Below are 16,133 nucleotides of genomic sequence, written 5' to 3' on the forward strand. Positions count from 1 at the left end.
ATCATCTCCATAAATAGCGCAAACTTTTAATAATTGATTTGGCTAAGCAGCATCCCGCCGTATTCGCTCGTAAGATTCATAAGTTATCCTCTTTTTGTTACCTATTCCCCACGTTTCATGTGAAACCTGTAAGTAGGTGCGTGCAGTGCAAAGGAGAAGATTGATTCGGGTTGATGAATCGGCCGATCGGTGGACTGTAAAGACGATAGGAGAGCCCATGAGTAAGCGCGATTTTTATGAAGTATTAGGTGTCAGTAAGACCGCTGACAGCAAGGAAATTAAGCGAGCCTACCGCAAGCTGGCCATGAAATACCATCCAGACCGTAATTCTGAAGACCCTGATGCTGAAGACAAATTTAAAGAAGCGTCGATGGCTTATGAAGTATTGAGCGATGAAGAAAAGCGCTCAGCTTATGATCGCATGGGGCACGCGGCGTTTGAAAACGGCATGGGCGGTGGCGGTTTTGGCGGCGGTGGCAATTTCCAAGATATTTTTGGCGATATTTTTGGCAACTTTGGTGACATTTTTGGTCAATCACGCGGCGGCGGTGGCCGTTCGCGCCGCGGTTCAGACTTACGTTATGTCATTGAGCTAACCTTAGAAGAAGCGGTGCGCGGCTGTAAAAAAGAAATCAGCTTTACCGCGCCTGCGCCGTGCGATACTTGCGATGGTAAAGGCGCAAAAGACGCTTCTGACGTGGTCACTTGTCAGATGTGTCATGGTCAAGGCCAAGTGCGTATGCAGCAAGGCTTTTTTGCCGTGCAGCAGACGTGTCCGCAGTGTGGCGGCTCTGGTAAACAGATTAAAAACCCTTGCTCTGACTGTCATGGCAGCGGCGTAAAAGATAAATCGCGCACGCTTGAAGTGTCTATCCCAGCGGGCGTTGACGATGGTGACCGTGTCCGCCTAGCAGGTGAAGGCGAAGCGGGCGGCGCTGGCGTACAAAACGGTGACTTATACGTTGAAGTACGTGTGAAACCGCACGACGTCTTTAACCGTCAAGGCGCTGACCTCTATATGGACGTGCCAGTGAGCATTACTGATGCGGCACTCGGTAAAGAAGTGGAAATCCCAACCCTAGATGGCAAAGTCAAAATCAAGGTCGCCGAAGGGACGCAAAGTGGCAAATTGCTGCGTGTGCGCGGTAAAGGTGTGACGCCAGTACGTACGACGATGAAAGGCGATTTGATTTGTCGTGTGGTCATCGAGACGCCAGTAAATCTAACGCGCGAGCAAAAAGACTTGTTACGTCAATTCCAAGATACGCTTGATGGTGACAGCAAGCATCAGCAGTCTCCCCATAAAAAGTCTTTCTTTAAAAAGATTGGCGAATTATTTGATTGATAGCTAAGCCCTACTGTTTAAGTCATTTTAAGGCCTATTGTTTCACGTGAAACGATAGGCCTTTTTGGTGATGCTATAAAAAACTATTTAACCATTATATTTGCTAAACTTATCCTCATAAATTTAATAACCAATCTATCGAAAATAAAACATTTAGGACAAGATATGAGTCAACAAACAGAAGAGCAAACTATTAACGTTGGTGTCATCGGTGCTGGCGGACGTATGGGACGTATGTTAATTGAAGCCGTACAGGACAACCCACAAACCACGCTAAATGCCGCGATTGAACGTCAAGGCTCAAGCCTTGTCGGCGCCGATGCTGGCGAAGTTGCTGCTATCGGTCGTCTAAATGTACAAATTGTCGATGATTTAAAAGCCGTTATTAATGACATTGATGTGCTGATTGATTTTAGTTTGCCGGATGCGACCGAGCAAAATATGCAAATCTGCGCTGCGAACAAAGTTGCGATGGTGATTGGCACCACAGGTTTTAATGAGCAACAAGAGCAAGTATTAAAAGAAGCCAGTAAGCAAATCGCTATCGTCTATGCGGGTAATTATTCAACGGGCGTTAATTTGTCGTTAAAGCTGCTCGCTATGGCCGCAAAAGCCTTTGGCAATGATGCCGATGTAGAAGTTATCGAAGCCCATCATAAACACAAAATCGACGCCCCATCGGGCACGGCTTATATGATGGCAGAGGCGGTTGCAGAAGCGCGCGGACAGAACCTAAAAGACGTCGCCATTTATGGCCGCGAAGGGCAAACAGGCGAGCGCGAAGCTGGCAGTATTGGTATTCATGCGATACGCGGCGGTGAAATCATCGGTGATCATACCGTGATGTTTATCGCTGACGGTGAAGTGGTTGAAATTACCCATCGTGCCCGAGCGCGTATGACCTTTGCCGCTGGTGCAGTACGTGCGGCTACTTGGGTGATTAAGCAAGAAGTTGGACAATATAACATGCAGGATGTTTTAGGCTTAAATGACTAAACCTAAAGAATTAGGTTTCTCATTGATGGTTTGGTAGCGGTTACTTATTGATAAAGCAGAATGACTGCTAGGAATCAGACATGAATAAGTTTAGCGAACATCTAATAACAAGTTTTGGCCGTACGTTGGCTATGATAAAAGCTACCAAAACCACAAGTTATACGCGTCCGATAGCATTTACGTTAGGCTTGACGGTATTGCCAATAGTCGTACAAGCGGCCGCTTATCAAACCTATGTCATTCATACCTATGGTGGCGAGCGCTTATTACCAGCGGTGCGTCAGCAGTTAAATGCCAGTCGCGACGGCGGCTCGGTGTCGACTTATCAAGATAAGCTCGTATTACATACCACGGCTGCTAATTATCAAAAAGTACAGCAGTTACTCAATCAGATTGACGGTCAACCGCAAGCATTGACCGTTGCTGTGCGTGTTGGAAATAGTAGCCAATCCCAAGGTAATATCCAGCAAGGTCGGGTTATTATTAGCAATCGCGGTCTTCAAGGTACTGGCGTAATAAACCAAAGTAATAGCCAACAACATGGTAATAATTTATATCAAGTACAAACCTTGTCTGGCAGTGCAGCAAGCATTAGCACCGGCACGCTTTACTCATTAAACCAAAGCTATATTGCCAATAGCTATCTAGCCTATCCAAATTATTCGAATGTTCATCGCTCTTCAGGGCAAATTATTATTCAGCAGCAAGTATTATTGCCGACGACGCAAGGGATTGCGGTGACACCAAGGCTACTACCAAACGGGCAGGTCGAAGTACAATTATCCCAAGTAGAAGAACAGCTCGTGCGCGCTAATCCTTCTTATAATAACTATGGTTATAATAATAGCGTGCAAGGGCAAAGATTGAATAGCACCATTGTCGTGCCACGCGGGCAGTGGGTCAATATTGGACAAATCTCACAAAACAATCAAAGTAAAAACTCAGGTTATGGCAGTAATAGGACGCTAAATAGCAGCAATAGCGTACCTATCTCATTATTGGTACAGTAGTTGATTATTAATATTGTCGCGAAGCAAAGATAACAAAGCGCGGCACTGCTTATTACAGTACCGCGCTTTGTTATTGATATTGATTGGTTAAAAACTAATCAATATAAACCACCTCTAATGGCGGAAAACCATTGAACTCAACCGACGAATACGAGTTGGTATAAGCACCAGTCGTTAACCAAAAGATTTTATCGCCAATCTCAAGCTCTTCTGGCAACTGATAACCCGCTTCCTCGTACATAATGTCGGTTGAGTCGCACGTTGGGCCTGCCAATACGACCGTGCCTTCGCTGGTTGAGTTTTCCATTTTTGGGGTATAAACGGGATACTTGATTGCTTCGCCTAAAGTCTCAATCAAGCCTTGGAATAAGCCCACATCGGTATATACCCAGCGGGTCAAATCCGTATCTGATTTACGCGAAATCAGCACCACATCGCTGACCAAGACACCCGAGCCGCCAACCAATGAACGACCAGGCTCAAGGATAATCTCTGGCATCTCATCTTCATTGTAATCATCAGTCAAATAACGGGTAATCTCTTCTGCATAGACTTTGACCGGATTGACTTCGCTGATATAGTTCGCCGGAAAGCCGCCGCCCAAATTAATCATTTGTAGCTTAATGCCTTCCTCATTTTTCATCCAGTCAAACATATATTTGACCTTGGCGAGCGCATCATCCCAAGCGGCGACGTCTTTTTGCTGGCTACCGACGTGGAACGAGATACCATACGGCACCAAGCCCAATTCGCGCGCTTGAATCAACAAGTCAATCGCCATATTTGGATGGCAACCGAATTTACGTGATAATGGCCATTCAGCGGTTTCAGAGCCTTGGACTAGGATACGCACAAATATTTTCGAACCAGGCGCGTGCTTAGCGATATTTTTTAAATCCGCTTCAGAATCGGTTGCGTACAAATCAATACCTTTTTCAAAGGCATATTTGACATGCTGCGCTTTTTTAATGGTGTTGCCATAAGAGATACGCGATGGCTCAACGCCGCAATCAAGCACCCGATCCAGCTCATAGATTGACGCACAGTCAAAGTTTGACCCAAGCTCAGCCAATAAGTTAATGACTTCAACCGCAGGGCTTGCCTTCATAGCATAATGAATTTTTGCCTTTGGAAAAAAACCAACCATTTCCGCATATTTTGTTTTAATGCGGCTTAAGTCGACCACCAAAAACGGGGTTTCGCGACCTTCGGCAGCTTTGGTAAATTTCTGCCAGCCGGCAGGGTCAAAATATTGGTCAATTTTGATCATGGTCATGGTGGGAAACCCTTAATGAAGACAGTGAATGTCGGAGAATAAAAATAGCAGAGAATTAAAACGTTAGAATATAAAAGCCAATCTTATCATCGTAAAGCCATCATTTTTAACGATAATGAGAGAACAACAAACGTGGCTTAAAATATAAATGTATTAAGAGTTGGTGGTTTGTGGCTGTTTATCCGCGATTTGCTCGCCCTGTTTTTCGCGTATTTTAAGGACTTTACGCACTTTATCACGCGCCCGCGTTTGTTTAAGACGCGATAAATAATCGACGAAGATAACGCCATTTAAATGATCCATTTCATGTTGGATACAGACAGCAAGTAAGCCTTCGACTTCTTCATCAATCTTATTGCCATTTTCATCCAAGGCCTCGATACGTACTTTGGTTGGACGTTCAACCTTATCGTAGACTTCAGGCACCGACAAACAGCCCTCTTCGTACGGCTGCTTTTCTTCTACCAATGGCGTGACTTTCGGGTTGATAAATACCCTTGGGCTGTCTTTGTCTTCCGATAAATCCATGACGATAAGCTGAATATGACGGTCGACTTGGCTTGCCGCCAATCCAATACCTTGCGCATCATACATCGTCTCAATCATATCGGCGATTAAGGTTTTGATTTCAGCCGTAACTTCCTTGACAGGCTTAGCAATCGTGCGTAAGCGCGGGTCGGGATAGCTTAAAATAGGGAGTAACGCCATAAGGCTCACCTCAACGATAAAGATAAAATAGGTCTGATATTATAAGATAAATGGGGGCAAAAGTAATGCATATCAATAGCCTGTTTTTTTTAGGTAATAACATAAGCAAAACTTATGACTCATAATTCAGATAGAAAATGCAGTCATTAAAAAAGGTCTTACGCTGGGTAAGACCTTTTTTATATACTCTAATTTAATACAAGTAATGGCTTGCGCTTGTTATACGCGGCGTTTATTCATAATCATCTCATAGATAAATAGTAAGATAATCGCACCGATTACTGAGAAGATAAGACCAGTAAAGCCACCATCAGCATTGATACCGATTAAACCTGCGACAAAACCACCAAGCATCGCACCGACGATACCCAATACGATGGTCATAATCCAACCCATCGGGTCGTTGCCCGGTTTAATAGCGCGTGCCAATAAACCTGCGACCAAACCTACGATAATCATCCAAATAAAGCTCATTGTTATTCTCCTAATATTTTTAATTTATGCGGTTATTTATAATCTGTTACTTATTTGATGAATTCATTGTAATCATTAGCCACTATAAAAAGTAACGACGAAATGTTATCTGTGTACGGGCTATGTGAGAAAAAAGCCATATTTGCTATCAAGCAGATGAAATAGGTAAACGGCAGGTTAAAACGGTAGTAAAGTCGCTAACGTGACAAAGCGTTGATTACTATAATGTGTAAATTATTCAAATAATTATATGAACTTATAAACGTTAGAAAAGTCATCTATAGAACGGCAGGTAACCATAAAAAAAGCATAGCTCGTTTAACGAACTATGCTTTTAGAAATAATCAGGCTTTAATACGCTTGCTATATAAGTGGAGATTTATTTATTGCGCAGCGCGGTCAGTAGACGCTGGTGAATACCTTCAAAGCCGCCATTCGACATAATGACAATCGCATCGCCCGCTTGAGCGTTATTAATAATATGCCCAATAATCGCCTCGGTACTAGACAATACTTGCTGGCTTGCGATATTGGGATTGTTAGCTTTGGCATTATCAATGACGTCTTTTAGACCCCATTCAAGTCCGGTTGGCTCATACCATAAAGTATGGTCGGCAAGGACGGCAGACTCAGCCAAGCTGTCTTGGTGAATACCCATTTTCATGGTGTTGCTGCGCGGCTCGATAATCGCCCAAATCCGTCTGTCTGCCAGTTTCTTTTTAGCGCCATCTAAGGTAGTGGTAATGGCGGTTGGATGATGGGCGAAATCATCAAATACCAAGATGTCGTTGACATCGCCAATCAGCTCCATACGACGTTTGATACCAGCAAAGGCGGATAATGCCGCGCACGCAGCTTTGATATCCACTCCAATGTTATAAGCGGCGGCAACCGCAACTAGCGCATTATTAACGTTATGAATGCCGCTCATCGACCAATCGACAATCGCGGTATGCTCATCGTTCCCTGCAAAGCTGACGCTAAATTGACCGCCATCAGCGCTGATAAGCTCGGCTTGCCAGTCGCTAGTGTGCTGTAAATTTTGCTCGTCTTTTTTATAATCAACTGACTGTTTATCAATAACGGCTGTCCGCCAAACTGGCGTCCAAACACCCTTTGCTAAAGTCTCTTCTAGACTGATGGTCGCCGCTGGCATGATGATTTTGCCGCTACTTGGAATCATACGCACCATATGGTGAAACTGGGTTTGGATAGCGTTTAGGTCAGCGAAAATATCGGCATGGTCAAATTCAAGATTGTTTAAAATAGCGGTACGCGGGCGATAATGGACGAACTTTGAGCGTTTATCAAAAAACGCTGAATCGTATTCATCGGCTTCAATAACGAAGTAGCCGATTTTTTCTCCACTGCCATCAGCGACTTTTTCAGCACCCAAGTAGCTGCTATGGGCAAAGACTTGTTGCAGGTGTTCATCGCTCGTATTAACCAAGGGCACGCCGCCAATCAAAAATCCTGTATCAATACCGGCATAATGTAATATCCACGCCAGCATGGTGGTCGTGGTGGTTTTACCATGCGTACCAGCCACAGCGATGACATGGCGCGATTGCAACACTTGCTCGGATAAGAACTGCGGCCCTGAGGTATAGCGCAGGCCGCTATCGAGCATATATTCGATGACATCCATGCCACGCTTCATAGCATTACCAACCACCACCAAATCAGGCGCTGGCTGCAAATGCTCGACCAAATAACCTTCGGCAATGGTCACGCCTGCATTTTCAAGTTGGGTGGACATCGGTGGATAAACATTGGCGTCTGAGCCTGTGACCGTATGCCCAAGGCTGCGCGCCAGTAACGCCAGCGAGCCCATAAAAGTACCACAAATACCAAGAATATGAATATGCATAGACGTTCCGTACACGCTTAAAAAAAGGAGATTGAGCTTGAATGTCAGCCAACAGGTAGTGGTGCAGCAGGCAGTTTAGTAGACAGCTCAATAATCAAAGCCTCATTGTAAAGTAAACACCATAAGATGACCAATAAAAAACGCCTAGTCAGTAGGCGTTGTGTGGACTCTCAATTTGGCTGAGGTAGGCAGTTATTTATTTACGAGAAAGGGTGTAGTCATCGTTAAGATTGGCATCAGCGTCCATCATAATCAAATGGTTGTCACTGATTTTATAGGTTTCGATGTTTTTTCTCTCATAAACGATGGTGATTTTATCGTCATCTTGGCGATAAACCCCTGATTCTAACAAAGGCGGAACGGTCGGCGCTGCATCATTAAAAACACTGGTTTTTAGCACAGAGCCATCAGCGAATAAATTTAAGGTAACCTCGATATTATCGCAAGAAGCACACGGTACCACACCGCCATAATCGCCCATCAAGGTGGCTTGTAAGCTGCTGTCGCTATTGGCGGCCGAAATCATCGGCGCGCGGCGACTGTTATCACTTGAGTTTGCCGCTGCTATCAGTGATTGGCCTTCTGCATTATCTGCCTCATCCACTGCATCGTCAGTCAGATTATTTTGAACATCAACATCCTGCAAGTCAGCAAGTGCGACACTATTGGTAGTCTGAGCACCTTGCGTCGTTGTGTTATTGGCAGTCGTAGAAGATGAGGCGCTATCACAGCTCGTGAGTAGCAAACAGAGCGGCAGCGCTACCAAGGGGCGCGTACAGCGTCTCATAGCGGTAATTGCAGCGGAGGAATAGGGTAAGAGAGTAATCATAGCGTTACCAAAAAACATTTTTTAATAGTGGGTTTAAGCCTTGTCAGTAGGATAACTAATTAAAGTCTTGGTAAAAGTTAAAGAAATTGTGAGGGACAATCTTAGCGCCAACAGGCAGCGCTTGCGACCCTAACTTCGTTAAATTATGTGATAAACCTCATGGTTTTGATAGCAAAGCTCGCGCTGAGGTCTTGCAAACACTGGCTATATACATTTAAAGTGCAATTAAGACTACCGTTATTCCATTAGGGTAAATAAACACCTTGGATATATCAAAGTGTAAAAGTGACTAGAGCGTGTCGTTAATTAAACCCTATGGCTTTAACCGTGCTAAAAACGCCTGAAATATGAGCCAAAAAAATAACCGTCCATGCATTGTGCAGGACGGTTATTGGCTACTCATAAGGGTAGTAGAAGCAGGTTAGCGGGCAGGGCGCACGATACGCCATAAAATTAATACATGTACCAATATCAAAATGCTAAATAAAATCAAAGATTGCTCAGGGATACTCAAACCCATAAACGTCCACTCAATAGACGCGCATTCACCAGAGCCGGCAAATACTTCTTTTAATACTTGCTGCATCGGTAGGGTATCAAGCCAATAATCTAAGCCGGGCCCACAAGAAGGCACTTGGTCGGCGGGCAAATGCTGTAGCCATACGTGCCGACCGGCAACTGCTGCTGCCCAGCCAATCCCAGCCAAACTGCCAAGCCATAATAGTAAGCGGACGATTTTTGATTTTGGGTCAAATATAGCGGCAATCAAAGCAAAGCCGCCCATAACCATCAGACCGATGCGCTGAAAGATACATAGCGGACAAGGCGAAAATCCCATATAACGCTGTAAGAAAAATAGCGCAAAGCTCATACCGATCACGGCCATGATTACTAAAAATACTTGCAGATTACGGTAAGTGGTCAGCTGTCGCATGGGGCGAATACTCTTATAAAATGCTCATTGATATAGGATAAAACTAATAAAAAGTAGACTGTTAAAAGGTCAAATTAATCAACCATTAGCGGTACTGTTGTAAAAATTCCATAAAATCTTCGGTTTCGGCGGCTTCAAGCTCTGCCTGCTGCAAGATAGATTTTTCGGCAAGTACTTCATATTTGGCTTGGGTGTTTGGGCTCAACGTCTGCTGTAATATCGACTCACGATGCTGCTGCGCCAAAGTAAAGCCAAGCTGCCATAAGCTGCCCAAACGTTTACTATCCGAGTTCACTTGTGCTGAGATGGTTGATTCAGAATGTCCCGCTTTACCTTGCATCAAGGCAACCGCTGTCCGATATTCATTACCACCATAATGCGCGTCAAGCAGCTCTGCCAATGGCTGCATACGGCTTAAGTGCATAAGCATCCAGCTTTCTAGGGTTTGTTCATCGCCATTATTAATGATTTGCAAGTTTTCGCGGCGACCTTCGTTGACCACGCGTTCTAAATTAACCGCCAACGCCTCTTCTTCTGCTGGCAGCAGCTCTGGCGAATCACTCAGCAAGCAGTACAACGCCATCACTTCTAAAAAGCAGGCGCTAGATAAACGAATGCCAATATCGCTATAAGGGTCGAGGTCGATAGCACGAAACTCAACGTAAGCGATACCGCGACGCTCAAGCGCTTCGGTTGGGCTCTCGCCACTCATCGCGATTTGTTTGGGGCGAATCGGACTATAGTATTCATTTTCTATTTGTAGAATATGGTCATTGATTTGTATCGGATTGCCGTCGGCATCATCTAAGCCAAGTTTCTCAAAGCTTGCATGCGGGGTCTGAATCGCACGGCGCAGTCCTTTGATATACTCGGGCAAATTATTATAACGAATATCGAGATGTTCTTGCACGCTGTTGGTATAGCCAAGCTTGCCCATACGTAGGCTGGTCGCCGTCGGTCTATAGTAGGTTGAGTCATTGAGCAGCTCAAGGTCATGCTCGATACCTGACACAAAGCACGGACAAACGCTAGGGCTTGCCCCCAATAAATACAGTACCAAACTGGTCAGACGTTTAAAGTTACGAATCAATCCCAGATACTTGTCATTTTTAAATTCGGTTAGGGTCAAATCTTGCGCGTTTGGCGTTTGCGCTTGCCACGCGGCAAATAAATCATCGCCAAACGATAGGTTATAGTGCAAGCCGGCAATCGTCTGCATACGGCGACCATAACGGATACCAAGTCCACTACGATAGAGGGTTTTTAGCTTACCCGTATTAGAGCTGCCATAGTCTGCTAGCGGAATATCTTCATCTTTTGATGACAGCATACACGGCATTGACAATGGCCACATCAGCTCGCCTTCAGGCATACCTTGATAAACCAATAGATGCAATTGGCGCAACATGGTTAGCGTTTCTTTTGGAGAGGTTTTTGGGTCAGTGATAAGTTCGAGCAGACTTTCAGAGTAATCGGTGGTGATAAATGGATGGGTGAGCTTGGAGCCAAGCTTGGCTGGATGCGGAGTTTGCGCCAAGTAGCCATCAGGTTTAACCCGCAGCCCTTCTTTTTCGATACCGCGCAGCATGCCGCTTAAATGCTTGCTATCAAACCAGTTTGGAATTTTAAAATCGACAAAGCTGCTCGCAAAATTACTCATAATAGTCATCTGTTGTTATTAGTTATGGTCGGTCGCCACACAATCGCTGTGCAACCGAAAAAACGGGTTATAGAATCACGTCAGTTTAGCCCAAAGCCGCCCCAAAAACCACGTACAATTACAAATACAGTAAGCTTCACTGGCGCTCAAATAACGGTTGTTTGGTTTATAAAATTGGTTAAACAGCACAGCTATTAGTCAAATCTGCTGCTCTAAATCAAACAGCTATAAAGCAAAAAAACATCTACTTATCAGGTAGATGCTTTAGATAACTCATTACTTAATATAAACAGGCTTACGAAAACTCTAATTCCGTCTCAAAACCTTTTAGAATATGACGCGCCATTGCAAGGTTTGATTTTTGACGGTCAAGTACAAGGTATAAAAATAAGCTGTCATTACGTACCAATGGACGTAGCAAATGATACTGCTTGCTCAAAGTGATAAGAATGTCTTCGATGTTCTCATCTAAATTTAGCGCTGCTGCTACTTTGCGCTTAGAGCGTAGTACTTCGGTGTTGCCAGCCGCTGCTAGCTCAAGGTCGATGCCAGAGCCAAGCGTGGCCATTGCAAGACCAGATTCGCTGTCTACTAGCGCGGCGGCGATAAAGCCGTCGATGTCATTTAGTGCGTCAAGTGATATAGTCAAAGAACTTATAAATCGCCACACAGCCATAAGAAATAAAAGAACAGTGTGTCAACACAATCTAGCCGCCATTCCTTACGTTTTTGTTTGACCCAAGCCCACATTTGCTCGATAGGATTCAAATCAGGACTGTAAGGTGGCAGCCATAAAATAGTGTGCCCTGCATCTTCTATAAGTTCAGTTGTGTCTTTGCGCTTATGGAAGGTTGCATTATCCATAACGATTACACTGTCTTTCGGTAAGCTTGGTAGCAGCAGTTGTTCAACCCAGCTATGAAATACATCACTATTGACACTGCGATCATAAAGTCCAACAGCGAACAGCTGATTATTGTAAATAGCACCTATCGCATTGGTTTGGTTTTTAAGCTGCCAGTTGTATTGTCCAAAGCATTTTTTACCTCTATTAGAGTAACCGTAAGGCCTGTTTTCATGAGACTTAAAGCCACTTTCATCAAGATAGATAATAGGCTTATCATCAAACTCAAATTGCGCTAACTTTTCAAGAAATATTAAACGTTTTTTATCATCTGCTTTTGGATGAGTTAAGCTCTTTTTTTGAGTGATGCCGATTCGTTTTAATGCAATGCCTATCGCTCTTTGAGTACAATTAAAACGCCGAGCTCGTTCGTGCTGATAGTCATCAGGATAAGCCTCTACATCCGCTCTCAGTAATGCATCGTCTATTTTAGTTGGGGTAAACTGACGTTTTTTACGCTCAGGAAATTTTTTCCAACGCTGAATAGTGTTGGTGCTAATTTGATATTCCTCGGCAAGTTGTCGAATGCTATAGCCTTCTGCAAGCTTATTGAGGATCAGTTGTCGGTAGTCTTTTGAGTATGCCATATTGTATACTGTAGCGGATTTTTGTTTCTTTTACTATAACTTCGCCATGAGGGGGTGCCTTCATAATTTGGGGTAGGAGTAGGATTTTTTTAGTGATTATTCTTTATGAGCAAAATCCTTTAATCAACAATCTTCTAACAACAATCTTTTAATAAAAGGCTCGCAAGCATAAGCTTTACAAACAGGTTAAGCGCTCACTCATACAACAGATTGATTAGACTAGCTACTCAAAAGAAGGCGGTATTTAAGCACATCCCCATAAAAAAACAATCGTAAACCGATTAAAGCCACCTTTTACCAGATTATCGGTCAAAAACGACTTTTTTAGTTTACGATTGTATACTTAAATTATCCCAACAATACTATATTGCTTGACTAGGTTACTTCTATAACGAAACTATTATCTCGACTTATTTAAAGAGAAAACGATGAACCACAGCCGCAAGTCGTAGTGGCATTTGGATTGGTGACAATAAAGCGCGCGCCTTCTAAACCCTCGGTATAGTCGACGGTCGAGCCTTGCAAATACTGATAGCTTAGCGAATCGACGACTAAGGTCACATCATCATTATCAAAATTGGCATCATCTTCATTGAGCTCATTGGCAAAGTTAAAGCCATAAGAGAAACCTGAACAGCCGCCGCCCGTCACATAGACACGCAGCATAAGATTGCTGTCACCTTCCTCTTCACGTAGGCGACGTACTTTTTTTGCCGCGCTGTCGGTCAAGTTTAAGGCGGTTGGGTCGACTGGTTGACTTGTGCTTGGATTAAATTGATTGGCTGATTCGTTCATATCTACCTCAGTTGCTAAAATCAAATGATTTGTTTTTTATTTCTGCGAGGTCGTCTATTTATACTGGATAGGGCGACTGATAAGTAGCGGCTGATAACGCCTAGGCTACGGTAAAATTTTTTATATTTGTTAAGGCATTTAGCAATGTAACATTTTAGCAATGTAACTTAGTATTGAAACATTATTGTGGCATGGCAATTTGGTGAATAGCAATACGGCCGCTACTTAACTTTAAACGCTCAATTTCGAACACCTAACTGCATGATGTCAATAGTATTTTACTAGTATAACATAATTGGGGTGCTGATTGATTTGTCAAGGGTGACAGTAGCGTTTGCAACTATATAGTAGTTTTACATGCCAAATAGCGGTTTTAAATGCCAAAACTTTTAATCGTTCGCATGCCATTATGATCGCAAGTGGTTTTTAGCCGTATAAAGGTTTGAATTTAAAATAGTTATTTAATCGTTTGCCTATGCGCCAAGCGTTTGAAATAATAGCCGCCTGTAAACATGCCAGACGTGTGTTTTTATTGCCTTAAGTTTTATATTATTGTTGAGATGAAGAAATTATATGATCGAATTTAAAGACGTTGGCGTTCGCCGTGATGGTCGTGAGTTGTTTGCAGGGGCAAGCTTTCAGCTCCATCCGGGCCATAAAGTTGGCTTGACGGGCAATAACGGCACCGGTAAATCCACCTTGTTTGCCTTATTATTGACGCAAATGGGCACCGGCGATACCGAAGTGACGCTTGATAAGGGTGAGGTGAGCATTCCTGATAGCTGGCAGGTGGCGCACATGGCGCAGGAAGTCGGGGCGAGCACGCAGACGGCGATAGATTATGTGCTAAGCGGTGATGAGCAGTGGTATGAGATTAATGCGGCGTTAAATGATTTAAGCAGTGTCAGTGACGATCAGATTGGCGTATTGCATCAGCAGTTTGATGAAATTGACGGCTATCGTACGCCGACCAAAGCGGCCCAAATCATGGCAGGTCTTGGTTTTAAGACCAGTCAGCATGAATTGCCCGTTGAAGGGTTCTCGGGTGGTTGGCGTATGCGTTTAAACCTTGCCAAAACCTTGATGAGCCGCGCCGATTTAATGCTCCTTGATGAGCCAACCAACCATTTGGATTTGGACGCCATTCTTTGGCTTGAGACCTGGATTAATGCTTATACCGGTTTGGTGATTGTTATCTCGCACGACCAAGCGTTTTTGGACGCCACCGTCGGTCATATCTTGCACGTCGAACAACAAAAAATCACCCTTTATACAGGTAATTATCAGCAGTTTATCCGTACCCGTCACGAGCGTATGGCGCAGCAGCAGCAAGCGTTTGAAAAGCAACAAGCAACCAAAGCCCATTTGGATGACTTTATTCGTCGTTTCCGTGCCAAGGCCAGTAAAGCCAAACAGGCGCAAAGCCGTATTAAGCAGCTTGAGCGCATGGCGGAGCTGTCGCCGATGATGGCAGACAATCCGTTCTCGTTCCGCTTTTATGAGCCGGCCAATATGAGCTCGCCGCTGATAGAAATGAGCAATGCTGATATCGGCTATAGCGAGACGCCGCTTTTGCATAATGCCAACGTCCAAGTAACGCCCGACACCCGCCTTGGTTTATTGGGGATGAATGGCGCGGGTAAATCGACCTTGATTAAAGCCTTGGTTGGTGAAATTGGTATTTTATCAGGCAGCTATCGCGTCTCTGACACCTTAAAGCTTGGCTATTTTAATCAGCACCAAATGGATACTTTAGACGCCGCAGCGACACCGATGCAAATGCTGCGCCGCCTAGCAGGTAAAACCTCTGATGCCGAACTACGCTCGTTCCTTGGTAGTTTTGACTTTCGCGGCGACCGTATCGATACCCCAAGTGAGCTGTTTTCTGGTGGCGAGCGCGCGCGTTTGACTTTGGCATTAATCGTTTGGCAGCGTCCAAACGTGCTGGTTCTCGATGAGCCAACCAACCATTTAGACTTACAAATGCGTCAGGCTTTGACCATTGCCTTGCAAGGGTTTAAAGGGGCAGTGGTGCTGGTATCGCATGACCGTGAGCTGATTGCCAACGTCTGCGACGAGCTGTTTTTAGTGCATGACGGCCAAATCGACGAGTTCGATGGCGATATCAGTGACTACGGTAAATGGCTAGCAGAAAAACGCAAACAAGAAAATGCCTCGGACAAAAATACCGGTAAGAAAAAGAACAAAAAAGACAATAAGAAATCCGTTTCACGTGAAACAGATACAGGTTCGGCAAACAGTCAAATGACCAAACCATCAGTCAGCCAATCAGATCAAATAAACAGTAAAGCGTCAACTGCACCTGTAAATAATAAAGCCGCTCAGCCTTTGATTAGCAAAGAAGAGCAGCGCAAATTGGCTGCTGAGCAGCGTAAGCTCACCGCACCGATACGCCGTGAGATTGAAAACACAGAAAAAGCTTTGGCTAAAATTGATGAAAAATTGGCCAGTTTAGAAACCAAGCTTGCCGATACTGAGCTGTACGAAGAAAGCCGCAAGGCTGATTTATTGCTATTGTTAGATGAGCAGACTGCGCTACAACAGCAGCATAGTGATAATGAAGAAAAGTTGTTGCTAGCGATGACAAATTTAGAAGAAATGGAAGCGCGTTTCCAATAAAAAGTTGTCACGGCAAGGTGACAGCGTGATTATTTAAGCGCTTAATATAGTGGCTATATATAGTCACTATATATAGCCACTATAAAAACTCGTCGATATAAAAAA

The 16,133-nt window shown here is 44.1% G+C and carries 14 protein-coding genes; 4 read left to right on the forward strand and 10 right to left on the reverse strand.

Translation table 11 applies throughout. The features are described 5' to 3' along the window. Nucleotides 1–217: 217 nt before the first annotated feature. The 3 genes from dnaJ to RAH45_RS00200 all read left to right on the forward strand — a co-directional run bounded on the left by dnaJ (nt 218) and on the right by RAH45_RS00200 (nt 3,351). Nucleotides 218–1,345 carry a molecular chaperone DnaJ gene (gene dnaJ / locus RAH45_RS00190; protein WP_068408398.1) on the forward strand — a complete coding sequence of 376 codons (1,128 nt, stop codon included), beginning with the start codon at nt 218–220 and terminating at the stop codon, nt 1,343–1,345. 165 nt (nt 1,346–1,510) lie between these two features. Next, a complete protein-coding gene (gene dapB, locus RAH45_RS00195; RefSeq protein ID WP_068408396.1) occupies nt 1,511–2,341 on the forward strand; it encodes a 4-hydroxy-tetrahydrodipicolinate reductase in 831 nt (276 codons plus the stop codon). An 80-nt stretch (nt 2,342–2,421) separates the two neighbouring features. Next, nucleotides 2,422–3,351, forward strand: coding sequence for a hypothetical protein (locus tag RAH45_RS00200; RefSeq protein WP_102076618.1), 930 nt, complete (start codon nt 2,422–2,424; stop codon nt 3,349–3,351). A 94-nt stretch (nt 3,352–3,445) separates the two neighbouring features. Here RAH45_RS00200 and RAH45_RS00205 read toward each other — a convergent pair whose 3' ends face one another. The 10 genes from RAH45_RS00205 to erpA form a co-directional block, all read right to left on the reverse strand. Beyond that, nucleotides 3,446–4,621 carry a type III PLP-dependent enzyme gene (locus RAH45_RS00205; RefSeq protein ID WP_068408400.1) on the reverse strand — a complete coding sequence of 392 codons (1,176 nt, stop codon included), beginning with the start codon at nt 4,619–4,621 and terminating at the stop codon, nt 3,446–3,448. A 159-nt stretch (nt 4,622–4,780) separates the two neighbouring features. Further along, the gene (gene def, locus RAH45_RS00210) at nt 4,781–5,335 is read right to left on the reverse strand and encodes a peptide deformylase (protein WP_068408392.1); all 555 of its coding nucleotides are present in this window, start codon (nt 5,333–5,335) and stop codon (nt 4,781–4,783) included. A gap of 219 nt (nt 5,336–5,554) precedes the next feature. Next, a complete protein-coding gene (locus tag RAH45_RS00215) occupies nt 5,555–5,809 on the reverse strand; it encodes a GlsB/YeaQ/YmgE family stress response membrane protein (protein WP_068408390.1) in 255 nt (84 codons plus the stop codon). 379 nt (nt 5,810–6,188) lie between these two features. Then, the gene (mpl, locus tag RAH45_RS00220) at nt 6,189–7,679 is read right to left on the reverse strand and encodes a UDP-N-acetylmuramate:L-alanyl-gamma-D-glutamyl-meso-diaminopimelate ligase (protein ID WP_238060253.1); all 1,491 of its coding nucleotides are present in this window, start codon (nt 7,677–7,679) and stop codon (nt 6,189–6,191) included. 196 nt (nt 7,680–7,875) lie between these two features. After that, nucleotides 7,876–8,508, reverse strand: coding sequence for a copper resistance protein NlpE N-terminal domain-containing protein (locus tag RAH45_RS00225; RefSeq protein ID WP_238060252.1), 633 nt, complete (start codon nt 8,506–8,508; stop codon nt 7,876–7,878). 421 nt (nt 8,509–8,929) lie between these two features. Beyond that, nucleotides 8,930–9,442 (reverse strand): disulfide bond formation protein B, encoded by a 513-nt coding sequence (locus RAH45_RS00230; protein ID WP_068407305.1) that lies wholly within the window; start codon nt 9,440–9,442, stop codon nt 8,930–8,932. 85 nt (nt 9,443–9,527) lie between these two features. Continuing rightward, entirely contained in the window at nt 9,528–11,102 is a 1,575-nt protein-coding gene (gene gshA, locus RAH45_RS00235; RefSeq protein WP_082894365.1) for a glutamate--cysteine ligase, read from the reverse strand. A 295-nt stretch (nt 11,103–11,397) separates the two neighbouring features. Continuing rightward, the gene (locus RAH45_RS00240) at nt 11,398–11,751 is read right to left on the reverse strand and encodes a roadblock/LC7 domain-containing protein (protein ID WP_238060251.1); all 354 of its coding nucleotides are present in this window, start codon (nt 11,749–11,751) and stop codon (nt 11,398–11,400) included. Between the two features lie 5 nt (nt 11,752–11,756). Continuing rightward, a complete protein-coding gene (locus tag RAH45_RS00245) occupies nt 11,757–12,593 on the reverse strand; it encodes an IS630 family transposase (RefSeq protein WP_306495372.1) in 837 nt (278 codons plus the stop codon). Nucleotides 12,594–13,007: 414 nt separating this feature from the next. Next, nucleotides 13,008–13,388 carry an iron-sulfur cluster insertion protein ErpA gene (gene erpA, locus RAH45_RS00250; RefSeq protein WP_068407319.1) on the reverse strand — a complete coding sequence of 127 codons (381 nt, stop codon included), beginning with the start codon at nt 13,386–13,388 and terminating at the stop codon, nt 13,008–13,010. 573 nt (nt 13,389–13,961) lie between these two features. Here erpA and RAH45_RS00255 point away from each other — a divergent pair. Next, entirely contained in the window at nt 13,962–16,028 is a 2,067-nt protein-coding gene (locus RAH45_RS00255; RefSeq protein ID WP_068407324.1) for an ATP-binding cassette domain-containing protein, read from the forward strand. The last annotated feature ends 105 nt before the right edge of the window (nt 16,029–16,133 follow it).

Source organism: Psychrobacter sp. van23A (assembly GCF_030845275.1).
Classification (GTDB): Bacteria; Pseudomonadota; Gammaproteobacteria; order Pseudomonadales; family Moraxellaceae; genus Psychrobacter; species Psychrobacter faecalis.